Annotated in this window: 27 protein-coding genes, 1 tRNA gene and 1 pseudogene; 4 read left to right on the top strand and 25 right to left on the bottom strand. The window is 37.5% G+C overall.

Going from position 1 to position 26,112, the window contains the following annotated elements:
* Window positions 1–108 precede the first annotated feature (108 nt).
* The 13 genes and pseudogenes from M2135_RS01910 to M2135_RS01970 form a co-directional block, all read right to left on the bottom strand.
* Window positions 109–405 carry a helix-turn-helix domain-containing protein gene (locus M2135_RS01910; RefSeq protein ID WP_280746882.1) on the bottom strand — a complete coding sequence of 99 codons (297 nt, stop codon included), beginning with the start codon at window positions 403–405 and terminating at the stop codon, window positions 109–111.
* Window positions 406–417: 12 nt separating this feature from the next.
* Window positions 418–695 (bottom strand): annotated as a pseudogene (locus M2135_RS01915) (DUF3876 domain-containing protein).
* Entirely contained in the window at window positions 692–982 is a 291-nt protein-coding gene (locus M2135_RS01920; protein WP_280746883.1) for a helix-turn-helix domain-containing protein, read from the bottom strand. Before M2135_RS01920 ends, M2135_RS01915 begins: the two are co-directional and overlap by 4 nt.
* Before the next feature lie 373 nt (window positions 983–1,355).
* Window positions 1,356–1,856, bottom strand: coding sequence for a hypothetical protein (locus tag M2135_RS01925; protein WP_280746884.1), 501 nt, complete (start codon window positions 1,854–1,856; stop codon window positions 1,356–1,358).
* Window positions 1,857–2,834: a hypothetical protein gene (locus M2135_RS01930; RefSeq protein ID WP_280746885.1), complete on the bottom strand. Its 978-nt coding sequence runs from the start codon at window positions 2,832–2,834 to the stop codon at window positions 1,857–1,859.
* Between the two features lie 80 nt (window positions 2,835–2,914).
* Window positions 2,915–3,856, bottom strand: a complete 942-nt coding sequence (locus M2135_RS01935; RefSeq protein WP_280746886.1) for a DUF5712 family protein — start codon at window positions 3,854–3,856, stop codon at window positions 2,915–2,917.
* A complete protein-coding gene (locus tag M2135_RS01940; protein ID WP_280746887.1) occupies window positions 3,857–4,444 on the bottom strand; it encodes a BfmA/BtgA family mobilization protein in 588 nt (195 codons plus the stop codon).
* 304 nt (window positions 4,445–4,748) lie between these two features.
* Window positions 4,749–5,093: a helix-turn-helix domain-containing protein gene (locus M2135_RS01945; RefSeq protein WP_280746888.1), complete on the bottom strand. Its 345-nt coding sequence runs from the start codon at window positions 5,091–5,093 to the stop codon at window positions 4,749–4,751.
* A 157-nt stretch (window positions 5,094–5,250) separates the two neighbouring features.
* The gene (locus tag M2135_RS01950; RefSeq protein WP_280746994.1) at window positions 5,251–5,886 is read right to left on the bottom strand and encodes an RteC domain-containing protein; all 636 of its coding nucleotides are present in this window, start codon (window positions 5,884–5,886) and stop codon (window positions 5,251–5,253) included.
* A gap of 247 nt (window positions 5,887–6,133) precedes the next feature.
* Window positions 6,134–7,465, bottom strand: coding sequence for a serine hydrolase domain-containing protein (locus M2135_RS01955; protein WP_280746889.1), 1,332 nt, complete (start codon window positions 7,463–7,465; stop codon window positions 6,134–6,136).
* Window positions 7,466–7,541: 76 nt separating this feature from the next.
* Entirely contained in the window at window positions 7,542–8,132 is a 591-nt protein-coding gene (locus M2135_RS01960) for a hypothetical protein (protein WP_280746890.1), read from the bottom strand.
* A complete protein-coding gene (locus tag M2135_RS01965) occupies window positions 8,129–8,464 on the bottom strand; it encodes a PadR family transcriptional regulator (protein WP_280746891.1) in 336 nt (111 codons plus the stop codon). Before M2135_RS01965 ends, M2135_RS01960 begins: the two co-directional genes overlap by 4 nt.
* Window positions 8,465–8,608: 144 nt before the next feature.
* Window positions 8,609–9,421, bottom strand: a complete 813-nt coding sequence (locus M2135_RS01970; protein WP_280746892.1) for a hypothetical protein — start codon at window positions 9,419–9,421, stop codon at window positions 8,609–8,611.
* Between the two features lie 166 nt (window positions 9,422–9,587).
* On the opposite strand from M2135_RS01970, the gene M2135_RS01975 reads away from it, so the two are divergent.
* A complete protein-coding gene (locus M2135_RS01975) occupies window positions 9,588–10,364 on the top strand; it encodes a helix-turn-helix transcriptional regulator (protein ID WP_280746893.1) in 777 nt (258 codons plus the stop codon).
* Between the two features lie 217 nt (window positions 10,365–10,581).
* On the opposite strand, the gene M2135_RS01980 is transcribed toward M2135_RS01975, so the two are convergent.
* The 4 genes from M2135_RS01980 to M2135_RS01995 all read right to left on the bottom strand — a co-directional run bounded on the left by M2135_RS01980 (window position 10,582) and on the right by M2135_RS01995 (window position 13,405).
* A complete protein-coding gene (locus tag M2135_RS01980) occupies window positions 10,582–11,397 on the bottom strand; it encodes a KilA-N domain-containing protein (RefSeq protein ID WP_280746895.1) in 816 nt (271 codons plus the stop codon).
* Between the two features lie 53 nt (window positions 11,398–11,450).
* Window positions 11,451–11,822 (bottom strand): protein-tyrosine kinase, encoded by a 372-nt coding sequence (locus M2135_RS01985; protein ID WP_280746896.1) that lies wholly within the window; start codon window positions 11,820–11,822, stop codon window positions 11,451–11,453.
* Window positions 11,822–13,069 (bottom strand): site-specific integrase, encoded by a 1,248-nt coding sequence (locus M2135_RS01990; RefSeq protein WP_280746897.1) that lies wholly within the window; start codon window positions 13,067–13,069, stop codon window positions 11,822–11,824. Before M2135_RS01990 ends, M2135_RS01985 begins: the two co-directional genes overlap by 1 nt.
* A gap of 263 nt (window positions 13,070–13,332) precedes the next feature.
* Window positions 13,333–13,405: transfer RNA gene (locus tag M2135_RS01995), tRNA-Lys, on the bottom strand.
* 170 nt (window positions 13,406–13,575) lie between these two features.
* On the opposite strand from M2135_RS01995, the gene ettA reads away from it, so the two are divergent.
* The 3 genes from ettA to M2135_RS02010 all read left to right on the top strand — a co-directional run bounded on the left by ettA (window position 13,576) and on the right by M2135_RS02010 (window position 17,363).
* On the top strand, window positions 13,576–15,264 hold the full coding sequence (gene ettA / locus M2135_RS02000) for an energy-dependent translational throttle protein EttA (protein WP_280746898.1): 1,689 nt from the start codon (window positions 13,576–13,578) through the stop codon (window positions 15,262–15,264).
* Between the two features lie 17 nt (window positions 15,265–15,281).
* Window positions 15,282–15,938, top strand: coding sequence for a DUF1080 domain-containing protein (locus M2135_RS02005; protein ID WP_280746900.1), 657 nt, complete (start codon window positions 15,282–15,284; stop codon window positions 15,936–15,938).
* Between the two features lie 150 nt (window positions 15,939–16,088).
* Window positions 16,089–17,363, top strand: a complete 1,275-nt coding sequence (locus tag M2135_RS02010; RefSeq protein ID WP_280746901.1) for a dicarboxylate/amino acid:cation symporter — start codon at window positions 16,089–16,091, stop codon at window positions 17,361–17,363.
* A 36-nt stretch (window positions 17,364–17,399) separates the two neighbouring features.
* On the opposite strand, the gene dapA is transcribed toward M2135_RS02010, so the two are convergent.
* The 8 genes from dapA to cysC all read right to left on the bottom strand — a co-directional run bounded on the left by dapA (window position 17,400) and on the right by cysC (window position 26,099).
* Window positions 17,400–18,293 (bottom strand): 4-hydroxy-tetrahydrodipicolinate synthase, encoded by an 894-nt coding sequence (gene dapA / locus M2135_RS02015; protein WP_280746902.1) that lies wholly within the window; start codon window positions 18,291–18,293, stop codon window positions 17,400–17,402.
* A 52-nt stretch (window positions 18,294–18,345) separates the two neighbouring features.
* Entirely contained in the window at window positions 18,346–18,867 is a 522-nt protein-coding gene (locus tag M2135_RS02020; protein WP_280746903.1) for a hypothetical protein, read from the bottom strand.
* Complete coding sequence (ligA, locus tag M2135_RS02025; RefSeq protein WP_280746904.1) at window positions 18,864–20,867, bottom strand: NAD-dependent DNA ligase LigA; 2,004 nt, start codon at window positions 20,865–20,867, stop codon at window positions 18,864–18,866. Before ligA ends, M2135_RS02020 begins: the two co-directional genes overlap by 4 nt.
* Before the next feature lie 66 nt (window positions 20,868–20,933).
* On the bottom strand, window positions 20,934–21,905 hold the full coding sequence (locus tag M2135_RS02030) for a PCMD domain-containing protein (protein WP_280746906.1): 972 nt from the start codon (window positions 21,903–21,905) through the stop codon (window positions 20,934–20,936).
* Between the two features lie 38 nt (window positions 21,906–21,943).
* On the bottom strand, window positions 21,944–23,038 hold the full coding sequence (locus tag M2135_RS02035; RefSeq protein WP_280746907.1) for a sulfotransferase: 1,095 nt from the start codon (window positions 23,036–23,038) through the stop codon (window positions 21,944–21,946).
* A 46-nt stretch (window positions 23,039–23,084) separates the two neighbouring features.
* Complete coding sequence (gene cysN, locus M2135_RS02040) at window positions 23,085–24,539, bottom strand: sulfate adenylyltransferase subunit CysN (protein WP_280746908.1); 1,455 nt, start codon at window positions 24,537–24,539, stop codon at window positions 23,085–23,087.
* 22 nt (window positions 24,540–24,561) lie between these two features.
* Window positions 24,562–25,470, bottom strand: a complete 909-nt coding sequence (gene cysD / locus M2135_RS02045) for a sulfate adenylyltransferase subunit CysD (protein ID WP_280746909.1) — start codon at window positions 25,468–25,470, stop codon at window positions 24,562–24,564.
* 20 nt (window positions 25,471–25,490) lie between these two features.
* On the bottom strand, window positions 25,491–26,099 hold the full coding sequence (cysC, locus tag M2135_RS02050) for an adenylyl-sulfate kinase (protein WP_280746910.1): 609 nt from the start codon (window positions 26,097–26,099) through the stop codon (window positions 25,491–25,493).
* Window positions 26,100–26,112: the final 13 nt, after the last annotated feature.

The following is a 26,112-nucleotide window of genomic DNA, read 5'->3' on the forward strand; positions in this document are numbered from 1 at the left end:
TGTAATACAAAGGTAGTGATTATTTGGAATTCAGGGGCTTTTCCTATAATAAATATTTTCTCTAACAATAAAAGCGAGCCTTGAAAACTCGCTTTTATCGTCTTTAGATTATTTTTCCTGCCATGATTCTTGATAATGGCTCTCTAACAGTTTCAGTACATCCGACTGTCGATAAAGAACTTTACCCGATATTTGTATATAACTGATTACTCCGTTATCCCGCCAATCCTGCAAAGTGCGTGTACTTAGATTCAGCAACTTACTTACATCATTGTTTGTCAAATACTTCTCTCCGTTTAGGTGGGGTGTTCTTCTTTTCAGAGCTTCCCTAATTGCTTCCTGCACTTCATCCAACGTTTGGAATAAAGATACTATTGCTTCCGATCTCTTATCTAACATATCCATATCAAGTTATTTTTAGTTTCGCAAATAATCTCCTAACGGAGTAAGGTTAATACATCCTGTTTGCTATCATAACTGATAGATGCTCTTTTCAGGTTGTAGTTGATAAAGAAACCGTCTTCATCTTCCATAATTTCATAGGTCGCCGGGCTTGCCTGATGGGTAGTCTCGTTTATGTGGATTATGCTTAACATATAAAGCCTTCTGTCCCGATAGACAATAATTGTCGGATTCAGATTTACACTTTCCCAATTTCCTGTCAGAGTCTTTAAGTCAAAGACCTTCTCTTTCATTTTCCATTCTGTTTAGAGATTAGGGAATCCTTGAGTAACGCTTCCACATCGGATGCCTTATAGTAGCATTTGTTGTTGACCTGTGAGAAGGAAATCTTACCGCTATTCCGGTAATACTGTAATGTACGCTTGGAAATGTTCAAGAGAGTACAAACATCCTGATTGTCGAGCCACTTACTGTCGCTGGCTTGGTCAACCTCACACCATTGTTTAATCTGTTTGGCAAATACTTCGAACCGTTCCTTTATATGCTCGAAGGCCTTGCCTTCTATCGCTATTACTTCCATATTAATACTTTTTAATGTTATTACTTAAATCGGTCTCATTGCAATGATTTACCGACAAAGAAAAGTGAAATATGGACTGATTTACAGAAGTTTGATGAAGTGGCAGAAAGTGGAAGCGGTTGGCATAATCAAGCAACTCTCCACACATATTTTTTCTTTTTTAATTGATATACATTCTATTCATGAAGGGAATAGATAAGACAATACTTTTTATAAATTTACTCTTTTCGCAAGCGAAAAGGAAGAAATTTATAAAAACCGCTTGCGGCTTGGTATTGGTGTTCTATTGCCGGAGTGTATCTTTGTAAATCAAATAAATAATAAACATTATAGCCCTATTTATCACAGCTTATCAAAAGTTTAATTCTAAGCCTTATATTGTGTTGTCGTAAAGAGCAAATATTCTCTTTAATATCATTAGTAATGAAAGAAAAGTATGGATTGAAAGAAAAAATATGAAAAAAGATAAAATGTTTGATATATACTCTACTTCTTTCACGTAGGTAAATATTAGTAATAAAAATAATTCTGCTATACAAACGAGTATAATATATGAAACATTATAAAAGCTCTCTTTCTTTGTTGCGACAAGTATTTTTTTCTTTTCTTCATCTATGCCATCTGGCGGAGAGTACGAAATAAGCAACATTAACAAGTTTAAAAACAAGCCAATAAATATAGATAAAATGACTCCAAGCAAACTTTCTAAGCTATTAGTTATTTCTATCTTTAAACCTAAAAATATCGAAATAATGCAAGGAATAATATAAAATGTCCAAGCATCCGCCTTGTTCAACTTATTAATGCTTTTTAAAGTTGAAATATGGCTTTTTATAATTCTTGCTATATTTATTTTGCTTGATATAAATTTCATTTACACATAATCTACAATATCCTTAAATAAACTAACGCATTCATTCTCCATAGATATAAAATCCGCATATCCTTCATCTGTTTTTAAAACTGTTATTATTTGAGATATATTTGGTGTTTTTAACTTTGAAATTGAAATAGGTCTTTTATTTCCATTTAAAGTCGAATCAATAACAATTTCTGAGTCTTCACTTAAGCCCAATGGTTCTAATTCTTCCATTGTTTTAAAAGAAGAATATCCATCAGTTCCAATTGCTTTTATTTTCTCAACCAATAACCCTGCTATTTTTTTCTTTTTTGTGCTTATTTTAACTTCAATTGTGCATTCTTCGTCCTCTTCAATTTTTATATTATATATCCGATCTGCAATATCTGCAGGAACATTTTTTCTCTTAATTTTAATTTGAGAATATTCCCCTTCTTTGATATAATCAACTAATTTTTCATGCCCCAAAACTATTTCACTCTTCATCGTGATTTTATCAGTTCCCAAGTGAGCAATGAGACATGATCTAATTGCAGATGTTATATCAGAAAAGATATTCTCTGATGCATCATTTTCTGTAATCATGAATAAAGAATTCAATTTCGATGAAAAAAATAGTATAAAAAAGACTGGAGACAATACGGCTTCAGAAGGTTTAACTTCTCCTACTAGCTTGTTCTCATTGCTATCTAATATGAATTTACGTTTTCCTGTTATCCCTTTTTCTACTACTCCACATATACATTGATTTACTTCTGAACCTTTATATAGTGACTCTATTTCACCTGTATCTTCTTTTGTTTTAATCCTAAGTTGAACTTTCTCTTCTTTATCGGCGTTTGTATATTTGTGTACATCCAATAAATATTGAGGTAAATTCGTTAAAAAATGATTATATAAATCTCTTGTTATATTGATTGGTTCTGTTTTTCTTCCATTTTTCACTTTGCCTACCAGATTTACAATCTTAACTTTCTTCTCTAAATCCGCCATAAAACATTGATTTTGTGATGATACTATTTGCAAAAGTATAAAAATAACATAAAAGAAAGAAAAAAAGAGCAACAATTATGCTACTTTCTAAAGCCTCGTTTGGGCTTCTTCTTTTCTCTTTTCATCGGAATTTGTTCTTCCTCTTTATTGTTCACATCAGGAGTAAGCAAGCCTAATACAGAGGATAGAGCAAAATCGGGGAGATTAAAACTTTGCTTATTTTCAGTATTATCTGAAATACTATTGTTTTGTTTATATGCAACCTTGTTTTCAGTCACTTCCGCCTGCTTATCCGCATACAAGCCTGTTTGCATATCTGTATCTTTTCTTTCATCGGAAATTTGCCGTTCCTGCATATCGAGTTGTTTGGAAATACTGCCGTTCTTCATCGTGTTATAGTATTCAAAAGATTCGGTTAGTTGCCGTTGATAGCCGAATAACCTGTCAAATCCTTGTTCTGCCTGTTGGAACAGGTTCTTCCTGTCAAAACCGCCCTTGACTGTCCCTTTTTGGGTATTCTTGTGGTTAGTAAGCGGAGATAGTTTCTTTTTGTTGGATTGGTCTTTCCGGCTAACAATCAAATGACAGTGCATATTCAGTTCGTTGTTAGACCTGTCCCGGCTGAAATGTATCTTACCGTAGAATTTTATATCTTCTGCTGATAATCCTTTGTTAAAGTTTTTGGCATATTCAGGAATAACCACTTCCCGGATATACTGTTTCATGGCTTCGGCTTGCTCCTGTTCGGTATTGCCCATTGACCGGAGTTCCTTTTCTGATGGGCTGACGTGGATAGCGTAAAATTTGGCATCCGTTTTCAGGAGTTGACCGATATTGCTGTCTATATCTTTTATAACCTGTGATTTGTAGATATTATCGTCTGTCAGATTGAAAAAGCCTTCGGTATAGATTACCTGCTCCATGCGTTCCATATCCTCATGTTCCAGATAACGACATAGTCTCCGACTACTACCTGCATTGTTATACGTTCCTTTGGATGGTGGTGGGAAATCTATATTCATCTACTTCTCATCTATTAGGTTAATTATTTCAGCCTTTAGGTTTTCTTTCCGTTTGCCGTCCATTACTCCGCAAGTGGCCAGTTCCGAATAAAGGGAAATCAGTTGCAAAAATTTCTTATTCTCTTTTTGTTGCGTTTGAGAAAGATTATTTATTTGCTTGGCTTGGTTGTTAATCACTCCGGCGTGTTGCCCAAATACTTCGTTTACTTTTTTCAGAACATTATCCTGTAATTCCCGTGAACTACTAATCTCCGAAGATATCAATTCGCATAGTTCTGTTACCACCTTTTCAAACCGGGTAGTTATAGAATGGCTTGCCCGGATCATCGGATTGAGTTGTTCTTCTTCGTAGTGGCGAATGAAGCGTATAATATCATCCTGTCGTTTATTTATCTTGGATAGTTCCGATTTAACAGACTCGGGAGCATCGGCAGGATTGATATGGGCTTTCTCTAGATACAGAAAAGCCAGTTTTACTATTTCTCCCTTTTTCAGCGAATAGCGTTTACAGAGCTTTTTTATTAGCTTATCTGTTTCCTGCTCTATGCCTATTGTAGTAAATATGATATTTCTATTCTGTTTGGTCATAGTTATAACTATTTTATAGCTATTCATATATCTAACTTGCTCTGATAGAATTGTATATCAATTCGAGTTATAGCAAGTGTTATAACTGTGCTTTATGCTAAAGCACTAAAGCCGAAGGCTTTGCCCCGCAGGGCAAGAGGAAGAACAGGACGAAGTCCAGTTCCCTCTTGCTTAATTTAGCGAAACGAACAGAGCCGGGAGGCGAGGTTATTTCTGCTAAATGCGGAGCCATTACTTGAAGGCGTTAAACAAAACAAGCCTTCACTCATTTGCTCTATTCTGCTTAAAGCGTAAAAAAGCAGAATCATTCAAAGTCTTTGTCCTTTTCCTCCTCCGGGTGGTTCTTTTCAAAATTGCGATAGGTCTGAAAATCCATATGCTCACGAACGAAAGCCCGGACATCTTTCACTCGGTAATATGTCTTATGAGCTATCATAAAGAAAGGTAATTTCTTACTGCTTCGGTATCGCTGTAAAGTCCGGTATGATACTTTCAAGAGAAAAGCTAAATCCTGATTGTCGAGCAGTTTCTCGTCTGGCTCAAATACTTCCTTAGTGTTAATGAGCGATTTCAGATCTTGACCTATATCATTCAATTTCTTGGATAGCTTATCCATCCATTTTTCAAAATCTTCGTTGTTTATATACATGATTTGCTTCGTTTTTCAAATTAATACTACTTATGTCCAATGCATTGACGAAGCAAAGAACGGAAGAACGAAGCAAAAAAATAGGGGTAGTAGTACACCTACTCCCCTATAAATAATTTACATCTCACTGATATTCAGTATGAAATTTTTCTATTTTTCAGGCTTGCCAATAACCCTCATCCTTACTTTTCTGGATAATGGCAGCTTTCAACCTGTCCAAAAATTCCGTAATTTTAGTTGGTTTGCGCTTAATAACGGCTTCTTCTTTCTTGTATATGTCGCCCAGATTGGTATTCAACATTTTTTCGAATAGGCGTGTAACATCGATTAAGTGTAATTCTTTGTTGTCAATGCGTTGAAATCCATCTATGAGATAGAAAAAGCCACAAGCCAATTCCATTATATCAATTAGTTTAATCTCTTCGGGGTTCACACAGATTGGAGATTTCCATTCTGACTCAATATTAATAAAGAACTTTGGATATTCCATCTGCCGGTAAAGCAGTTCAAGTTCCTTGTCTATTAGAGTTGTCAGCTTGTCTAAGAAGACAATTTTTAATTTGTTGTTTTCAGTAGGAATAGATTGCTCAAATGCTTTCATTGTCGCAAACTCTATTTGAGCCGTATTTAGTTTACGGATGATTATCTTATTATCTTTTCCTTCATTCAGATAAACAAATAATTCTTCTACAAAATCCAAATATGCAGAAGTCATCTCTTCAACTATCGATTTATCAATCTGATAAGGATGTTTTAGAAGTTGGTATATTCGTTTGTCTGTTAGTTCCAAAATTGAATTCAATTGACAATGATTACTTTTTGATATATGATTTAACAGAAAATCTGTTCGATAAAGTTTCCATAGGCACTTCGCATTTCTTTGTTTATTACTCGCAATGAAGGTTCAAACAACAAACTGATCAGCCTCGTTTTAAATAACTCATTCATAGACATATAATTTAATGTGATATTAAGAATCAGACCGAAGCCCTGTTTTATACAGAATGATTTACGTTAATTGGAATAAATTATTTATTATTTTATTGTAGCTCTTTTGACATTTCAAAAGTCATTCCTAGCTGTTCCAAAACCACTTTGTTGTCTTCAGGGACAAATTTCAAAACTAAATCAACTCCCTCACATTGAAATACATTATTACTAATGCATTCCAAGGGTAATTCCTGCTGCCCAGTTCCTTGGACAATAAGAGTATTCTCCTTCTTTGTTATTGCAAATTTAATAGGTAACGCTGGAGATGAATAAACACCAAGGTATTTATCTAGTTCTTCCGTATTTATCTCTATAGGATTAGAGAATTGTGGAAGACTGTAATCTCTTCCAAAATAGATGTTCAAACAACCTATAACAATATTATTAAGCATATAAACAACACCATTCTCAACTAAAGAAATAGACATATTTTCTTGTGGAAAATAAAAAGCATTTGCCTGAAATCCGTCAATCCCACCCGTATGTCCATAGCCAATATTATTATGAAAAGGAACTTGAAATAAACCTAAACCAAAATTATCTTTCAATGAAATCATACGATTAAGACTTTCTTGGTTTACTATTTTTTTCAAAAACAGACAATATAGAAATTTGTTTAAATCATAAGCGTTTGATACTATAAAACCAGAACCCAAAGGAACACTCATATCCGTTTCCTTTGCCATTACCCAATTGGCAGATAACTTCATGTATGAATAAGCTTCTTCTTTATTTGAATTGATTTTTCCACCTACATAAGTATTATTTAAATTGCATGGGATAATAATGATTTCATTAAGTAAATCAGAAAAGTTTTTAGAAGAAACATCCTCTGCAATATGTGTTAGTAATACATAGTTTGAGTTTGAATACTCAAACTTATCATTTGGTTCAAAGGATGCTTTGCCAGATGTAATACGATTCAGTAATTCTTCTTTTGTTTGCGTTTCTAAACTCCATACCATATAATCCTCCATATCAATGAAGTTTGGGATACCACTTCTATGTTGCAATAAGTGTTCTATAGTTATTTTATTCGAATTGTTCACCTGTGGGTAATAGTCAGATAGCTTAGAAGCTAATGTAAGTTTACCTTCTTCTATCAGTTTCATGATAATAGTAGCCGTGAAAGCTTTACTTATCGAACCAATACGAAATTTTGTGTTAGCATTATTTTTTATTTGATTATCAACATTGGCGTATCCATAACTCCTTTGATATATTTCTTCGCCATTATGAAAAATTGATATACTTCCCATCCCTTTGTTGTAATTTTCGATAGCAGTAAATAAGCTATCTAATTTAAGTATGTTTGAATTTTGGGCTTTCAAACAAGATGTCCAAAGCAATAGTACAAATACTAAAAAAAACAGTCTTTTCATGATTCCTTTGTGTTAATTTATTATTAATTACCTTAACTCAAAATACATAGCAAACCTATGTATACGAATAAATTTTTTATTTTTTATGACTAAATTTATATTTCAATTTCAATAAAAGCGTTACAATCAGGTAGATAGATACCATTGCAAAAAATACTATTGGAATAAACCAATTACCTAATACTTCAGTTAAAGAGGAGTCTGTTATATTAGCAATGAAACCAAAATGCGTTTCATTTTCTCCAATAAACAACCCTGTATTATGTGGATATACTATCTCTGCGAAAATCAAAAAAATAAAACAAAATAGGAATAAGTATAAAATACTGAATAATATATATATAAATCCATTAGACAAATTTAACGATAAGCCTTTTATTACATGTAATGGATTAAAAGTCCTTGTTGCTTGTAACAGTTTGCGATCAGCTACTAATGTAGCAAAAGATTTATAAGGGTCACCCAGTTTATCTAACGTTTCTCTTATTTTATCTATTTCAGAATCAGAAGTTTTCCGTTGCATGGACTCATATATATGGCTATTAATCTCCATAAGTATATCGTCTTGATCTTTTTTCGAGAGTATATTAATTATTCGCTTAACATCTTCTATATATTTATCATATAATAGAGCTGCATTTTTATCTGACAATTCTATATTTTTCATTTTGATATGCTTTTTATTGATTCTTCCAATTGATTCCAAGAATCTGCCATTTCTGACAAGGTTGATATGCCTATACTAGTTAGTGTGTAGTATTTACGGGGGATTCCAGAAGATTGTTCTACCCATTTAGAGGAAACAAGTTCTTCAGCTTTCAACTTATTTAACAATGGGTAAAGAGTCCCTTCAGCAATGTCTATCGAGATAGTCTTTGAAATATGTTCGATGATTTCATACCCATACATTTCTTTGTGTTTAAGCAAGTTAAGAACGATGAAAGATAGTGTACCTTTCTTCACTTGTGACTTCCATTTTTCTATAAATTCCTTATCCATGCGGCAAATATAATAAAATTATCAATACATCGCAATGCTATGTATTAAATATTTGGACACAGGTCGTTTTTAACATTCTGAATTACTGCTAATTGACTGAAGTTCAGTCAAAAGTGCTGATTCTCAGCATAAATTTCTCATGAGTTATTCTTCAATTATATAAGTTTCGTAATTTGTTATTCCACCTATATAATACTCTTCACCAGGTGTTTGTGTATGTAATAAGTTTAATGTGTAAATAGGTACTTCTTCATCTTGCAATATCACTTTCCAAAGATAGTCACCTTCTATATTGTATGGGGTTTCAGCAATCAATTCAATAATATAATCACCTGTGGTTTCTTGTTTATAAATACGGTCAAAATGCCCCCACCCAATATTTACACAGCTACTTACATAGCGGATACCTTTCAGACTATAAGGTTCTTCAAATGCCAGATTACTATTAAGATAAGTTAGTCGTTTGCTTCTTATTGGGATATTGTATAATCCTCCTTCGGCTGGTATTGTGTATGAATCTGTTACTTCTGATTCTATTTTATACTCATAGCGTATGTCTGAACCCGCTTGTTTAAGGTCGTCACTTACTTCAAGAGAGAAATAACTGTTTGAAATTGTAATACGGAGTTTGTCATTAATAATGTTTTCCGTCAGGTTCTCCGTACACAAAACTTTGAAATTTATGCTATTTCCAATCACAGTATAATCTGAAAACTTAAAAATTCCATTGTCGGCCCTGAAATCTATACGGGAAGATTTCAAAAGTACCTCCGCATCCTTTTCACTCAGAGCAGGTTTAGCTGCAAATAGGACAAAATATTCTTTCTCTTCACCTAGTTTTGAAAAGTTATCTCTGGTATTACCGAATATTGTTAATACATATTCATTTGCTTCTTCATTTTTATCGTCGCAGCTCATAAAAATGGCAAACGATATTATAATTAACAAGACTCTCATTTTAATACACTTGATTTAATGAATAAATTAATGTTTAACCAATATAAACTTAACACTCCCCTATTTTGTGCAAAACTACGGAGAATTAAAATCTTAACAAGGAAAACTACACTTATGTGTAGGCTTTTTGTATCTTTGTGGCTTTAACAATATGATAAGCAGAACTATGGAGGGACTTCATTTTATGCAGGAGCATCCCTGCGCAATTTTCACAAACGATGACAAAGGGGATTATTTCATTAGAAATCAATGCTTTATCCAAAGCTTGAAAACAATGGAGAATTTGATGGATATTAATGCATTTATCATCGACTGTCAAAACAAACAGATACTATATGCAACTCAGGAATGTTTTACCTTCTTTGGTCTAAAAGCAGCGAAAAACAATCACTTGAAGTTCGACTTCTTGGATAATTATATATGTCCCAAAGAGTTTCATAGGGTTGCAAAAGTAAATTTCATGATACTAGACTTTTTTTATTCTCTCCCTGAAGAGAGGCGGAAACACTGCTATAGTACTCATGATTTCAAATTAAAAAAAGAAAATTATACTACCGTAATGAATCTCAAATTAAGCGTTCTGGATATGACTGAATGCGGAAATTTACGTTTGTCGTTATGTGTTTTAAACCACTACTCAATTCAGAATAAACCGTGCAATACTTATATAAAGATGCTTGATACTGGAACTGTTTATGAGTTAATTCCTTCATCATTGAAATTTGTTGAAGTGAAAACTCAAAAACTAACATCAAAGGCAAACATGATTATAAAATTAGCAAGTAATGGGAAAACAGAAGCGGAGATTGCAGATAAGCTTAGAATTTCCGTTAATACAGTCAAATATCATAAGAAACAAATTTTTTATCGAATTGGAGTAAAGAATATGGCAGAAGCCATTCAATGGGCAAATAACCAGAAAAAAATGATCAAAATGACGTAAGATAACAGGGTTGTCCCAAAAGTCGAAAATAAAAAAACACCCTCACAGCATACTGTACCGGGTGTTTTTTTATTTTACTAAATCGGTATTTTTTTGGGACAGCCACATTCTTTTGTAAATGAAAGCTATTACCCTGTAATCTTTAGAGATTGCAATTTTTCAACCTCTTCCATATCCTTCATTATAGAGCTATCCTATACTCGCATATAGTACTGTGTCATTTTAAGAACTTACGACTATCCACTTCATGCAATACTCGCATCTGTTGGATGGCTATCTGATTGAGTTTTAGTAAGCGGTCGGATTGCGGGACTTGCTCGTTTATCAAAACGGCATTTATGTTCTCCATGTTTGATAAGCAAATAAGTTCATTTATGGTAGTATAGTCACGGATATTACCTTTTTTATCCGGATTTGCGTCACGCCACTGCTTGGCTGTAACACCGAAAAGAGCCATATTAAGCACATCCGCTTCACTGGCATACACAATGGATATTTGTTGAGCAGTGAGTTCCTCTGGTATAAGATTGCGCTTTACCGCATCAGTATGGATATGGTAGTTGATTTTCGACAACTCTCTTTTGGCTGACCAGCCAAGTTGCTGCTGCTCATGCTCTTTGAGGCGTTGAAACTCGGTAATCAGATATAACTTAAATTCAGTATTAACCCATGAAGCAAACTCGAAAGCTATGTCTCTATGTGCATAAGTTCCACCGTTCGCACCATTTTTGGTGATAATTCCAACTGCATTCGTCAACTCGACCCAACGTGTTGGACTCATTGTAAAAGCGTTTGTACCGGCTTCGTACATAAGGGGGTCGAATTCGACCCCCTTAAAGCTTGGATTGTTTAATTTTTCCCATAAGCCCAAGAACATCAGCGTATTTTTACTTCGCATCCAGTTCTTTACTACATCTTTTGGCTCTATTGGATTGCGTATTTTTGCAATGTCGGTAATTGATATGTAATCTGCATTATTGATATGCAGCATCTTAACCTGATTACCTTGCACATCTAAATTATTTTTAGCCATTTTTATTTCTGTTTTTTGTTGTGCCAAAATCTCCACAACTTAGTTCTACAAATTTAGTTTAATTTATTGATATCCTTTATATGAAGTGGAAGTATAAGGCTTATTGTATCCTCATTTCCTAGAGATTTTTGAACCAAATACTTCCTAAACACTTCCGCATTCCTTGACTTAATCTGGAACGAAAGAGCAATAATCATTTCCAGATTGTACTGCTCCACGAAATTACTATTCTTATAATGGTAGGTTCGGCAAACGTCCGATTCCCGTAGTACTCCGCTTTTGAGTATTGAACGGATATTACTATTTACTTTGGATACAAAACATCCGAAGAGATCAGCTATTTGATGTTGGGTTAGCCATACTGCACCATCCACAGGAGTAATCTCTACCCCTGTGGAATCTATTTTTATACTTCCCATTTCCATTACCCTGTAGTTTTGAATGTTAATGCGCTGTGGGCAGATAATAGTTTCTCCACTCCCTCCATATCTTTCATAATGGAACTATCCAATACCCGCGCATAATGCATTGTCATTTTAGTATCAGAATGTCCAAGCATTTTAGCCACATTTTCCATGCTCACACCATTAGCCAAGCACACCGAAGTAGCATAGGAATGTCTCGCTACATGCGACGAGACGTGCTTCGTAATTCCACATATATCAGCCACTTCCTTTAAGTATGAATTATACTTCTGATTGCTCGGTACAGGGAATAATAACCCGCTTTCAACACATTCAGAATAAGTGCTGTATTTCTCTATTAGCTGCAATGCTATCGGGAGCAATGGAATGTTACACATATTATTAGTCTTTTGCCGTGTTTTCCGTATCCAAGTCTTTCCCTCACGATCTTTGACTAAATGCTCTTTGGATAGTTGCTGTACATCGCTGAACGATAACCCGCTGAAACAACAAAAAAGAAAGACATCTCGCACCTGTTCAACCCTTTTGATTGTGATTTCTTTTGCGGCAATTGTTTGTATTTCATCCATAGTTAGGAACTCTGGGTGAGTTGCTTCCCGTTTGAACTTAACTGAAACAAAAGGGTTCTTCTTTACCCAATCATTCTCCATTGCAATGCGGAACATTTTCTTTATGTTTTTCAACCGGGTAGTAGCTGCATTCTGTGCGCATCCTTTTTCGACTTTCAGGAACACTTCAAAATCCTGAATAAAAGAAGGGGTAACTTCGCTAAGGTAAATATCTGCTATATTATACCGTTTTTGCATAAACTCGCCCAGATACTTGGCTGTCGTTTCGTATCGCTGGACAGTTTTAGCGACAAAGTCTTTACCTATCAACTGGCGGCATTGAGCATTGTGTTCCGAGAAAATCTGTAATAGGGTCTTCTTGGTATCGTCATTCCCCATGTAGATATTCTTTATTCTGTCAGCAGTGATTGCCTTTCCGTTCTCTTCCAGTTCACGGTGTATCTGGAATAGCCTTATCCGAATGGACGTAATGTAGTTATTCAATTCATCTGCCATCTTTCCTTTGCCAATGACATGCTCTTTGGCTTGATTCCATAGTTCAATAGGCACACTTCGTTTGATTTGGATGTCAGACATTCTACCTTCTACCGTAATACGTAGGCAGATAGGGGCTTCTCCGTTCTTCATTAGTTTGTTCTTTCTGATAAAAAACAACACATTGAATGTTTTTCTTTTCATTTTTACATCGTTTTTAGTGATACAAAGTTATTTTATATCCTCCAAAAATACGCTGTGCAAAAATCTGTAATTCAGCGAAATAGATACTAAATCGTGGGACTTTTTGCAAATCTCAAAAGTCCCACGATTTGGACATGAAAGACTTGCTTTTTTCTGCATTTTTCTGCCAGTTGGCACAAAAAGAAAATCCCTGACTTCGCATGGAAATCAGGGATTTACGTTGAATTTCTTTTTTTCTTGGTGTTTCTTGTGATCCACCTCGGTGATTTGCCTGGGGTTCGAACCCAGGACCCCATCCTTAAAAGGGATGTGCTCTACCTGCTGAGCTAGCAAATCTGCCGGTGTATTTTTAAATACGGGTGCAAAGATAGACGTTATATTTTTACCATGCAAGTATTGGTCTCTTTTTTATTTTCGTATCTTTGTACGCAAACATCTAATCAATCACGATCAATTTATTCGTACTCACTACAAAACGACAAACTACCAACTACTATTAAAATATTATGGCTGACGATAAAAAAGTTATTTTCTCGATGGTAGGCGTAAGTAAAATCTATCCGCCCCAGAAACAAGTTTTAAAAAATATATATCTCTCATTTTTTTACGGTGCTAAAATCGGTATTATCGGTTTAAATGGTTCCGGAAAATCGACGCTGCTCAAGATCATTGCAGGAATTGAAAAAGAATATCAAGGCGAAGTGGTCTTCTCTCCCGGTTATTCCGTAGGCTATCTCGAACAGGATCCGCAGTTGGAATCCGGAAAGACAGTTAAAGAGATTGTACAAGAAGGTGTTCAGGATATCGTTGACACCCTAAAAGAGTACGAAGAGGTCAATGAAAAGTTTGGTGACCCGGAAGTACTGGATGATCCGGATAAAATGGATGCATTAATCAATCGTCAAGCGGAGTTGCAGGATAAGATAGACGCAACGGATGCCTGGAACCTGGACAGCCGCTTGGAACGGGCGATGGACGCATTGCGTTGCCCACCTGAAGAACAGCTTGTTGAAACATTATCAGGAGGAGAACGTCGCCGTGTAGCACTCTGCCGTTTGTTGTTACAACAACCGGATGTATTACTACTCGATGAGCCGACCAACCACCTGGATGCCGAATCGATCGATTGGTTGGAACAACATCTACAACAATACGCCGGTACAGTGATCTGTATCACCCACGACCGCTACTTCCTCGATCATGTTGCCGGTTGGATTTTGGAACTCGATCGTGGAGAAGGTATCCCCTGGAAAGGGAACTATACTTCCTGGTTAGATCAGAAAACCAAACGTATGGCGCAGGAAGAGAAACAAGCCAGCAAACGCCGGAAAACTCTCGAACGTGAGTTGGAATGGATCAGTATGGCTCCCAAAGCACGTCATGCCAAAGGGAAAGCTCGTCTGAATTCATACGAGAAACTGTTAAATGAAGATCAGAAAGAACGGGAAGAAAAACTGGAAATATTCATTCCGAATGGACCGCGTTTGGGCAACAAAGTAATCGAAGCGCAACAAGTGGCAAAAGCATTCGGAGACAAATTATTGTTTGACGACCTGAGTTTTATGTTGCCGCCCAATGGTATTGTCGGGGTGATCGGACCAAACGGTGCCGGTAAAACGACCTTGTTTAAAATGATCATGGGCATGGAAAGTATCGATAAAGGGAACTTTGAAGTTGGTGAAACAGCAGTGATCGGTTATGCTGATCAGACCCATAAAGATATCGACCCGAACAAAACGGTTTATCAAGTCATCTCCGGCGGTCAGGAACTCATCAAAGTGGGTAACAAAGAAGTAAATGCACGTGCTTACCTCTCTAAATTCAATTTTAACGGTGCTGATCAGGAAAAACTTTGTAGTGTTCTTTCCGGAGGAGAAAAAAATAGATTACATTTGGCGCTCACATTGAAAGCCGGAGGAAATGTGCTCTTATTAGATGAGCCGACCAACGATATCGATGTGAACACGTTACGCGCATTGGAAGAAGGTTTGGAAAGTTTTGCCGGTTGTGCCGTGGTTATTTCCCACGACCGCTGGTTCCTAGACCGTATCTGTACACATATCCTCTCCTTTGAAGGTGATTCGAATGTGGTCTATTACGAAGGAACCTACTCGGAATATGAAGAGTATAAACGCAAACAACTGGGAGATGTAGCGCCCAAACGGGTTCGTTATCGTAAATTAATAGTTGATTAACCTCATAAAATTCAATCATGAAACGAAGAATGTTATTATTTGTGGCAGTTATCACTGCATTATGCAGTTTCAACAGCGAAACACAAGCACAAAAAACTGTCAAACTTTTCAATGGAAAAGATCTGTCGAACTGGAATTTTATTGTTGACAAAAACTCCAAACCAGCCGATCAGGTGTTTTCAATAAAAGATGGAGTGATCCATATTGCCGGAAATCCTTTCGGTTATATGTACACGAAAGAAAAATACGGTGACTATAAACTCCATGTCGAATGGCGCTATCCGACGGAAGCGACTAACAGTGGAATATTCGTTCTGATAGCTGAAGCGCATGATGGAAATCCATTCCCGAATGGTATAGAAGTACAGTTGGCAGCAGGAAAGGCCGGTGACTTCGTTTGCCTAGGCGGATCAGACCTTTTTGAGTTCCACCAACGTCCGGGAACTGCACGTCCAGCTTTCCCCGTTGTCGAAAGAGCTAACGGCTCGGTCGAAAAACCGGTAGGCGAATGGAATGAAGCCAACATCTGGGTCAAAGACGGTACTATTTCCGTATATGTCAATGGTATCTATCAAAACACCGGAACAAATAAAGTTAAAAGTGGCTATATCGGTCTTCAAAGCGAAGGGAAAGATATTCAGTTCCGTAATGTAACAGTCACTGAGTGGAAATAACAAACGCTACTTTTTCATTTATAAAACACCGGTTGAACTCTTTTGACCGGTGTTTTTTTTATCTCAGCACGTCTAAGAAGAGACGTTATTACAAGCTATTTCTCTTCATTAGAAAAACTAAAAATGTATATTTGCATAAAGTAAAAATCTATGCGTATTATAAAAAAACGATTTGCCCTACCACTCTATTTGCAAATATTATTGGGGATGATTTTGGGTATCTTTATAGGTATCATCGCATTACAATTAAACGGAGTACAGTTTATCCAAGATTGGGTTCGCCCCTGGGGGCAGTTGTTTATACGGTTATTGCAACTGATAGCCATTCCCCTAGTCTTTATCTCATTAGTAAAGGGGGTAACTGGACTGAAAGATATCAGTCGATTTTCACGGTTAGGCGGCCAAACGATTTTAATTTATATCGCTACTACTATTTTTGCCGTCGTTCTTGGACTCTCTTTAGGACTGATTGTCAAACCAGGAAATCTGGTCGACAAATCACAGATTGTCCATATCCAGGAAAGTTATGAAATGATTGCTGCTGAAAAGAAATTAGAAGCAGAACAGACACATAATCAAGGGCCTTTAAATTTTTTGAATGATATTGTTCCAAACAATATCACCAGTGCCATGGCCAATAATTCCAATATGCTACAAATTATCTTCTTTGCTATTTTCTTCGGAATTGCTGCCTTAACAATTGATCAGGAAAAAGTAAAACCGGTTTACAAGTTGTTTGATGGGTTAAATGATATCATTCTGCGGATGGTTGACTACATTATACGCCTGGCACCATTGGGAGTAGCTGCTTTAATGGCCGGACTTATCGCAGATTTCGGAGGCGATCTCAGCATATTCGGTGCACTTGCCGTATACGCCATTACGGTTGCCGGAGGACTGTTTTTCCTTATGTTGATCTTCTATCCTTCAATCATACACTTCTTCAGTAAACTTCCTGCTAAAAGGTTTATACGATCCATGTACCCTGTTCAGCTTTTTGCTTTCTCTACCAGTAGTAGTGCAGTTACGCTACCATTGAATATGGAAACTGTTGAAAAGAAACTACATGTATCGCAGGAAACCAGTTCTTTTGTTCTTCCGGTAGGTACTACCATTAATATGGATGGAACCAGTTGTTATCAGGCTATTTCCATCTTATTTATTGCGCAGGTTTTAGGGATCGATCTCGGATTACAACAACTACTTACCGTGTTATTGATGACTATCCTTTCCTCTATCGGGACACCGGCTATACCGGGAGGAAGTTATGTGATACTCACCATGGTATTGACTTCGGTTGGAATCCCCGCTGAAGGTCTGGCTTTAATTCTGGGTATCGACCGACCTTTGGATATGCTTCGAACAGCCGTGAATGTAACCGGAGATGCAACGGTCGCCGTTATCGTTGATAAAAATATTTCGTAAGGAACAGTTATATTATACTGATCGTAAAATAGCAGGTCAACATTTAATGTTTAGTTGGCGCAACACTTCGCGAATCTTTTCAAATGTACCGATCCGCGTAGGAACTAAAGGTAAACGTAGTTTATTCTCAATGAATCCCATCATGTGCAGCATACATTTCACTCCGGCCGGATTACCATCAACAAACAAAAGATTAAACAACTCCGTAAAGCTGTGATGAATTGTTCGTGCATTCGTGTAGTCACCGGCTAAGGCCAAACGCACCATACGGCTGAATTCGCGGGGGAAAGCATTTCCTATAACAGAAATAACGCCAACAGCTCCCAATGTCATCAAAGGAAAAGTAAATCCATCATCCCCTGAAATAACATCAAAATTGGCCGGTTTATTTTTAATAATATCATCCATCTGGGTCATATTGCCTGATGCTTCTTTTATTGCGACCACATTATCGCATTCGCTAGCAATACGTAAAGTCGTTTCAGCAGACATATTGACTCCGGTACGTCCTGGAACATTATATAAAACAATAGGTAGTTTGGTCGCTTTGGCGACTGCTTTATAATGTTGATAGATCCCCTCTTGAGACGGTTTATTATAATAAGGAACAACAGATAAGATGGCATCGATACCATCAAAATTATCCTGTTTCAGTTTTTCTACCAACGCTTGCGTACAATTCCCTCCTACTCCCAGGACAATAGGTATTTGTCCACGTACACGAGTAACAACCAAGTCGATGATTTTTTTCTTCTCGTCCTCTGTTAAGGTCGGTGTCTCGGCTGTAGTACCTAATACCACCAAATAATCAGTTCCATTCTGCACCTGGTAATCCACCAATTTTCCTAATGCATCATAGTCAACACTATCATCTTCTTTAAAAGGGGTTATCAACGCAACCCCCATTCCCTTTAAATTAATATCTGCCATGGGGAAATAAGTCCTTGTTGTTTTTTCGCTTCGCAAAAATAAACAAATAATATCATTTAGAATGGAAAGACTGTAAATAAAATAGTATTTGTCCAAACAAATACTTGACATCCGTTCGGTCTGTCACTGTAATTGAGAAATCATGCAAATTTTGATCATCCCATTTAAGTCCTACTTTAAACTTACTTGGATGCTGCAACATGAGATATTGTATAATAAAGTTATTCTGACTGGTTAAATCGATCAGAATATCTGCTCTGGCTTTATTTATCTTTTTTGCAATTTCATCTTTCGGTAATCCCCATCGATTCAAATCTGTTTTTGCAAAAACAGGGATATATCCCTCATAAAAAACAGAAGATGTCGTATCGGGAATATAGACACAAGCTGTAACATGCTTATGCATCATACGAAACGATTCCAGAAAAGCCTCTACCATCTTCTGATCTTTTATATTATAAAACACCAATATGTGACGTGCCTCTTTAAGAGGTACAAAAAGAGGTTTACGTTCAACAAGCTTCTTCTTTTGTTGATGTATACTACGTTTTAAAAAGAAATCCGAAACTTTCATTCGCTAAGCATATTTAAAAACTCCTCCTCACCGATAATCTTCACTCCCAATTTGGCCGCCTTTTCTAATTTGGCTGGTCCCATATTATCACCGGCAAGAATATAATCAGTCTTGCCAGATACCGAACCACTATTTTTACCACCGTGTTGTTCGATCATGTTTTTATACTCATCCCGTGAGTATTTAGAAAAAGTACCACTAATCACAATCGTCACTCCTTTTAGCTTTTCCGAACGATTCGCCAGCAATTCTTCTGAAACAGCCATTTGTAAACCATATTCTTTCAAACGGCTAACCATTTCACGATTCAGGTCATTCGAAAAATAGTTAATCACACTCTCTGCGATACGATCACCTATTTCGTCCACTTCTGTCAATGCCTCAAAAGAAGCTTCGGCCAGCAGATCAATCGAATGAAAAGCCGAAGCAAGACGTTTAGCGATCGTTTCACCAACATACCGGATACCCAATGCATATAATACCCGTTCATAAGGAACAGTTAGTGATTCACGTAAACTATCCATTAAATTCTGAGCACTCTTCTCTGCCCAACGTTCCATGGTTAATAAATCCTGTACCTTCAACGTATAGAGATCGGCGACATTTTTTACAAATCCTGCTTCATACAAATCCTCTACAGTTTCAGGTCCTATATTGATATTCATCGCACGGCGTGTAACAAAATGCTCTATACGTCCTTTAATCTGCGGAGGACATCCCGATTCATTCGGACAATAATAAGCGGCTTCTCCTTCGAGACGAACAAGTGGTGTCTCACATTCCGGACAATTCTGTATGAAGCAGACTTTCTCATTAGCTGCCGCAGGACGTGATTCAACCTCTACCCCCACAATTTTAGGGATAATTTCCCCTCCTTTCTCCACATAGACCATATCGCCATAATGCAGATCCAATCCTGCTATAATATCCGCATTATGTAATGAGGCTCGTTTAACAACCGTTCCGGCTAATAAAACAGGTTCGAGATTGGCCACCGGAGTTACAGTTCCTGTCCTTCCAACCTGAAAAGAGACGGTATTCAACCGTGTAACTGCTTGTTCTGCCTGAAATTTATAGGCTATAGCCCATCGTGGACTCTTTGCTGTAAAGCCTAAATTCCGCTGTTGGCGTAAATCATTTACTTTTAAAACGATACCATCTGTTGCTACCGGTAAATTCTTACGTTCAACATTCCAGTAATCGATATAATTAAAAACACCCTCAAGTGTATCAAACTTCTGTACCACATCAGGCACCTTAAATCCCCAGTCACGCGCTAAGGATAAATTTCCATAATGCGTCTCTTCCGGTAATTCCTCACCCAGCAAATAATAAAAATAAGCATCCAATTTACGGGAAGCAACGATAGCCGGATTCTGCTGTTTCAATGTTCCGGAAGCAGCATTTCGAGGGTTTGCAAAAAGCGGTTCTTCTTGCTCCTCACGTTCTTTATTTATACGATCAAACTCTGCCCAGGGAAGCAGTACTTCACCACGTATTTCAAACAATTGGGGATAACCGTTACCTCTCAATTTCAAAGGTATCGAATGGATTGTCCGGATATTAGCTGTCACATCATCTCCACGGGTTCCATCTCCACGGGTAATTGCACGTTGTAATTTTCCATCCTCATAAATCAAAGAGATGGAAGTACCGTCGTATTTTAACTCCGCCACAATCTCAAACGGTTCGTTCAATAAACGAACTGTCCGTTCATAAAAATCCCGAATCTCTCCTTCCGAATACGTATTACTTAATGATAACATCGGATAGCGATGAGCTACCTGAACAAATTCTTTCGACAAGTCGCTACCTACCCGTTGGGTGGGTGAATGAGGATCAGCGTATTCAGGATATTGTTCTTCAAGTATTTGCAGTGCTTTCATCTTTTCGTCAAACTCACGATCAGATATAACAGGAGCCGAAAGCACATAATAGTTATAATTATGTAATTCCAACTCATCCCGCAATTTTTTAATCCGAACTTTTATTTCACCCATGATCTTTTATGCACACTACGACTATTTCAGATAGCAAATCTACATAAAAAACATCACTTTGAAAAATTAATATATAAGTTTGACATTATCAATCCAAAGAGTATTTCCAGGGGATCCGATATATGCCCCACCATGGCTTGAGGCAAATTGAATAAATAGATGGGTAGGCGTTTCATCAGGTGAGCCCCATCCTATTTCCTGAATCAATACACTTTCTCCCTTACTATTCAGGGTATAACGGTCTTCTTCCTGAATACGCATATAGGATTTATATTCCGGTAATGAGGTGATATCACCGTACAGAATGGGGTATGTAGCCTCATTGATCCAATCGGCAGTAGACTCCGCATAACGCTGAAAAACCGTTCCGATTCGTTTGGCATACACATTGCCGTCTTTATCTTCCCACCGTTTTTGCAGAAGAAGCATCACCGAGAGTGAGTCTTTACCTTCCACAGTTGTTTCCCGGCTAAAACCGGTACTGCGAACCCGATCTTTTTCCGGTGCAGCCTTTATTTTATAATCAAAACATATAGCTTTAGGCTTTTGTGTAAACGGAATACCGCTTTGCAACATACGCTGTGCATTTTTTGTCCCTCTGATCGGTTCATGCATAGCGCCTAAGAAAGTCGAACCGGCCGCAATAACTTCAATATTGACTAATCCCAACACTTTTACACTCTCATAACGTGTCTCTAAACGGGCACACCATCCCTCTCCTCTTTTCTCCGGAAATACAGAGTTATTTGTTTTGACAACACCAGATACTTTAGCCATCACATTGGAAGTAGCCCATGGTGACCCACCCTGATTTCGATATTCTATATGACCAACGATCGTATCTGTTGGGCCAATGGCATACACATATTTGGTATTGCCACCAATAATTCCAGACTCTTTTATTTCACGAACAATCCACTGATCCATGTCGCCATAGGGCAAAAGCTTTGCCTCCTGGCAATTGACTATTGACAATTGACAATTGACAATTAAAAGAAATATACACAAAAACAGCCGGATAATATCTTTTCGATTCATCTTCACACCATTGATTGATCAGACAAATTAATTGTCAGTTAAATACTATATCCCCATTTTTCCAAGGCCATAGCCCATTGATCTTCTACCACCTGAATGGTATGAGCATCATATTTATAGGCATTCTTTTTATACCCTTTTTTCTTACTCAGGTATTTTTGGATATGATCCTGTGATTCAGTGAAACCAGGTATATCTAATTGCTGATAAATATCCCGGGTAATACCAAATGAATCTGCCTCAAAATCTTCAAACTTTAGTTCAAACAGATTTCCTTCAGGTATCAGATGCTTTTGTCCCTCATACGCATCATACATTTTACGATAAACCGCTACAAAATTTGCTTCGATTTGTTCATTTGTAATATCCTGCACACGAAGCGGCTGGATCGTATTGGTATAAAAACTATAGGTGCTTTCAAAAACCGTATAGGGATTACGCATCAAATAAATAAACTTGGCATTGGGGAACATCTCCAACAACATCTTAATACGCGCAGTATGAGGCGGATTTTTACTTAAAAATTGTTGTCCTTTTGTATTCCAGAGTGAAATCTTGATCAATTTCAAAAACGTTTCCTTAAATATCCGATATTCCTCTTCTGTCGCTTTCTCAAATGTAAGGAAACGATCACAATATTCCATCGTATATGCCGGGAAAAACCAAAAATTATAATAGCTGTAAGGCATCATATTGGCTAATGCAAATTCTTCCTCTTGCGGCAGATCGACATCCAGTTCCAGATTGTCTGTCGGACGTTTATGCGGCATACAAAGATGTATACATTGCTTAAAAAAAGGTTGGGCGAAAAGCATTATATTGGGGAAGACAGTCTGATAAGTCGTATTATATCCAAAATGCTTATCACAGGCAAAGACATTATGCACAAAGGTTGTTCCGCTTCGCCAATGTCCTATAATAAATACCGGATCCATTTCCAATGGTTTATTCTCCAGTTTACGGTATCTGCGGTCTTCTATCGGCTTGGAGATCTGAAGCAGCCAACTGACAAACTTGGTCAGGTTAAACTTATTCCGGAAAGCGGCATCCACTCTTCTACCCGCTGTTATGGCCTTAAATGTGTTCCAGTCTGCTCCACAAAAAGTATTGACCGGCAATTTTTGAAAATCCATTTTCTGATATTTAATACTTAAAACAAGAAGAAACCTTTCTCTTCGTTTATTTAATCAAATGAATCGAAACACCTTGACGTTTCAGTTCCTCACACGCTTTTTCTATTGCCCCATAATATATTTTTTCAATACCTAATGAAGGCAAATTCAATATCGCATCAAAATGATCACTCTGCATATCTTTTACATCTACACGATCAACAATCATCCCTACTGCAGAAGTATTATTGGTAATCGGATCAATCAGAATAAAAGCGCCGGTCTGTTTATTTTTTATATAAGGGTCAAAAAACAATTCTTTACCGGTTGTAAATACAACACTTGCAATCTCATTCAATTGCAAAACAACACCCTCATTTGCCTTTTGATCTTCACTCAAAAAGGAACGTTCCATCGTATTTACGTTCACTTTATACCGGATATGATCGATACGTGCACGTGTGGTATTTGTGGTATGTTTAATATAGAATTGTTTCGTTTTATCCATTGGTTCTTCATCCATCCAGACCAACATCGCCTCAAAATTTCGTTCTGCGATCGGCAAATGACCGGGATGAACAAGCATTTCACCCCGTGAGATATCAATCTCATCTTCCAATGTAATTGTGATACACTGAGGAGGATAAGCCAACTCCAAATCGCCATCATAGGTCACAATCCGCTGAACCTTCGATGTTTTTCCGGAAGGAAGCGCCTGAACGATATCTCCTTTACGTATAATTCCACTAGCCACTTTACCACTAAAACCCCGAAAATCCTGATTGGGTCTTAACACATATTGCACAGGGAAACGAAAATCTTCAAAATTGCGGTCTTTATCTATCGGCACCGACTCCAGTAAATCAAGCAAACACGGCCCATCATACCAAGGAGTCCGGTCACTTTTTTCAACCACATTATCTCCATCCAATGCCGATAACGGAATACAAGTAATATCCGGTATAGCCAATGATTCAACAAAACTATGATAATCGGCTGTTATACGGTCAAATACAGCTTGGTCAAAGTCGACCAGATCCATTTTGTTTACCGCCAGAACAACATGTTTTATACCCAATAAGGTAACCAGATAAGTATGTCGACGCGTCTGGGTAATCACTCCAGTACGGGCATCCACCAAAATAATTGCCAGATTAGCCGTAGATCCACCGGTAATCATATTGCGCGTATACTGCTCATGCCCGGGAGTATCGGCTATAATAAATTTTCGTTTGTTGGTACTGAAATAACGATAAGCCACGTCAATTGTAATTCCCTGCTCCCGTTCCGCCTTTAAACCGTCCAATAACAACGCATAATCGATATGCTCACCCGCATTTCCCATCCGCTTACTGTCGCGTTCCAAAGCCTCCAGTTGATCTTCATAGATCTTTTTACTATCAAACAGTAGACGACCAATCAATGTCGATTTACCATCATCCACAGAACCTGCCGTTAAAAAACGCAACAGGTCTTTCTGCTCATCCTTATCCAGGTATTCTTTTATATTCAACGCTCCCATATCCTACTACTTTAATTCTTAATTAAAAATACCCTTCCCGTTTTTTCTGCTCCATACTCCCTTCCTGATCAAAGTCGATCACCCGGGTTGTACGCTCACTTTTCGTTGTCGTCATCATCTCTTCAACAATCTCTTCGATCGTTTCAGCCTCACTCTGTACAGCACCCGTTAAAGGATAACATCCCAATGTCCGGAAACGCACCTTCATCATCGTCGCTTTTTCGGCCAACTCCTTTGGCATACGTTCATCATCCACCATAATCAGATTGCCATCGAGGTTGACTATCGGACGTTCTTTCGCAAAATAAAGCGGTACAATAGGTATATTCTCCAGTCGGATATATTGCCACACATCCAACTCTGTCCAGTTAGACAATGGAAAAACACGAATACTTTCTCCTTTATGAATACGGGCATTATAAATATCCCATAACTCCGGACGTTGGTTTTTAGGATCCCATTGATGAAACTTATCCCTGAAAGAAAAAATACGTTCCTTGGCCCGGCTTTTCTCTTCATCCCGTCGGGCACCACCAAACGCTGCATCAAATCGATGTTTATCCAACGCTTGCAATAAAGCCTGCGTCTTCATCAAATCCGTATGCACCTTACTCCCATGCGTAAAAGGCCCTACACCTGCATGATAGGCATCCATATTAGATTCAACAATCAGGTTCCAGCCGAATTGCTTCGTATAGGTATCCCTGAATTCTACCATTTCCTTGAATTTCCATTTCGAATCAATATGCATCAAAGGAAAAGGCACTTTCCCGGGAGCAAAAGCTTTTTCAGCCAGACGCACCATAACAGACGAATCTTTCCCAATGGAATAAAGCATCACCGGATTTTCAAATTCTGCAGCTACTTCACGAATAATATGAATCGCTTCGGCCTCCAGTTCCTGCAAATGGCTTAATTTATACTCAGACATATATTTATTGCTTGTTTATTTTATTCCCACAATATTTTCGGCAGTATGATTTCTAATAAGCGTTGTACCGATTCCTCCACACTTAAAACCGAAGTATCCAGTGATAGATCCGGCTTGGCAGGTGCTTCAAATGGGGCGGAAACACCTGTAAAATTTTTAATTTCCCCTTTTCTTGCTTTGGCATACAACCCTTTCACATCTCGTCGCTCACACTCCATTATCGGCGTATTCACATACACTTCCAGAAAATCAGCTTTACCGATGATTGAAGCCGCCATTTTCCGCAATTCATTATTGGGACTGATAAAGGCGGCTATAGTGATAATACCACTGTCGATAAACAACCTGCCGACCTCCGCTATCCGACGAATATTCTCAATCCGGTCTTCCTCCGAAAATCCCAGGTTATTATTAATTCCGGTCCGGATATTATCCCCATCCAGTATCCGGCATAACAATCCGCGTCGATGCAATTCACGCTCCAAAGCGACAGCAATTGTGCTTTTACCCGAGCCACTCAACCCAGTAAACCAGACCATGACACTTCGTTGCTTCAACAGCCGCTCCTTATCTTCTCGCTGGAGCATTTGATCAAAAATCGGAGTGATATTTAATTGTTCTTTATCCATACTTATAGTGTCA

This window comes from Parabacteroides sp. PF5-9, assembly GCF_029893105.1.
GTDB lineage: Bacteria > Bacteroidota > Bacteroidia > Bacteroidales > Tannerellaceae > JARXWG01.

Bases quoted from the DNA above. Each gene is read 5' to 3' on its own strand.
- cysD (WP_280746909.1), bottom strand. From the start codon at position 25,470: ATGTCTGAGTATAAATTAAGCCATTTGCAGGAACTGGAGGCCGAAGCG.
- M2135_RS01955 (WP_280746889.1), bottom strand. From the start codon at position 7,465: ATGAAAAGACTGTTTTTTTTAGTATTTGTACTATTGCTTTGGACATCT.
- dapA (WP_280746902.1), bottom strand. From the start codon at position 18,293: ATGGCAGATATTAATTTAAAGGGAATGGGGGTTGCGTTGATAACCCCT.
- M2135_RS01990 (WP_280746897.1), bottom strand. From the start codon at position 13,069: ATGAAAAGAAAAACATTCAATGTGTTGTTTTTTATCAGAAAGAACAAA.
- M2135_RS01920 (WP_280746883.1), bottom strand. From the start codon at position 982: ATGGAAGTAATAGCGATAGAAGGCAAGGCCTTCGAGCATATAAAGGAA.
- M2135_RS01985 (WP_280746896.1), bottom strand. From the start codon at position 11,822: ATGGAAATGGGAAGTATAAAAATAGATTCCACAGGGGTAGAGATTACT.
- M2135_RS02005 (WP_280746900.1), top strand. From the start codon at position 15,282: ATGAAACGAAGAATGTTATTATTTGTGGCAGTTATCACTGCATTATGC.
- M2135_RS01910 (WP_280746882.1), bottom strand. From the start codon at position 405: ATGGATATGTTAGATAAGAGATCGGAAGCAATAGTATCTTTATTCCAA.
- cysC (WP_280746910.1), bottom strand. From the start codon at position 26,099: ATGGATAAAGAACAATTAAATATCACTCCGATTTTTGATCAAATGCTC.
- M2135_RS02010 (WP_280746901.1), top strand. From the start codon at position 16,089: ATGCGTATTATAAAAAAACGATTTGCCCTACCACTCTATTTGCAAATA.
- ligA (WP_280746904.1), bottom strand. From the start codon at position 20,867: ATGGGTGAAATAAAAGTTCGGATTAAAAAATTGCGGGATGAGTTGGAA.
- M2135_RS01960 (WP_280746890.1), bottom strand. From the start codon at position 8,132: ATGAAAAATATAGAATTGTCAGATAAAAATGCAGCTCTATTATATGAT.
- cysN (WP_280746908.1), bottom strand. From the start codon at position 24,539: ATGGGAGCGTTGAATATAAAAGAATACCTGGATAAGGATGAGCAGAAA.
- ettA (WP_280746898.1), top strand. From the start codon at position 13,576: ATGGCTGACGATAAAAAAGTTATTTTCTCGATGGTAGGCGTAAGTAAA.
- M2135_RS01965 (WP_280746891.1), bottom strand. From the start codon at position 8,464: ATGGATAAGGAATTTATAGAAAAATGGAAGTCACAAGTGAAGAAAGGT.
- M2135_RS01980 (WP_280746895.1), bottom strand. From the start codon at position 11,397: ATGGCTAAAAATAATTTAGATGTGCAAGGTAATCAGGTTAAGATGCTG.
- M2135_RS02020 (WP_280746903.1), bottom strand. From the start codon at position 18,867: ATGAAAGTTTCGGATTTCTTTTTAAAACGTAGTATACATCAACAAAAG.
- M2135_RS01935 (WP_280746886.1), bottom strand. From the start codon at position 3,856: ATGAATATAGATTTCCCACCACCATCCAAAGGAACGTATAACAATGCA.
- M2135_RS01970 (WP_280746892.1), bottom strand. From the start codon at position 9,421: ATGAGAGTCTTGTTAATTATAATATCGTTTGCCATTTTTATGAGCTGC.
- M2135_RS02035 (WP_280746907.1), bottom strand. From the start codon at position 23,038: ATGGATTTTCAAAAATTGCCGGTCAATACTTTTTGTGGAGCAGACTGG.
- M2135_RS01975 (WP_280746893.1), top strand. From the start codon at position 9,588: ATGGAGGGACTTCATTTTATGCAGGAGCATCCCTGCGCAATTTTCACA.
- M2135_RS01925 (WP_280746884.1), bottom strand. From the start codon at position 1,856: ATGAAATTTATATCAAGCAAAATAAATATAGCAAGAATTATAAAAAGC.
- M2135_RS01945 (WP_280746888.1), bottom strand. From the start codon at position 5,093: ATGTATATAAACAACGAAGATTTTGAAAAATGGATGGATAAGCTATCC.
- M2135_RS01930 (WP_280746885.1), bottom strand. From the start codon at position 2,834: ATGGCGGATTTAGAGAAGAAAGTTAAGATTGTAAATCTGGTAGGCAAA.
- M2135_RS02030 (WP_280746906.1), bottom strand. From the start codon at position 21,905: ATGAATCGAAAAGATATTATCCGGCTGTTTTTGTGTATATTTCTTTTA.
- M2135_RS01940 (WP_280746887.1), bottom strand. From the start codon at position 4,444: ATGACCAAACAGAATAGAAATATCATATTTACTACAATAGGCATAGAG.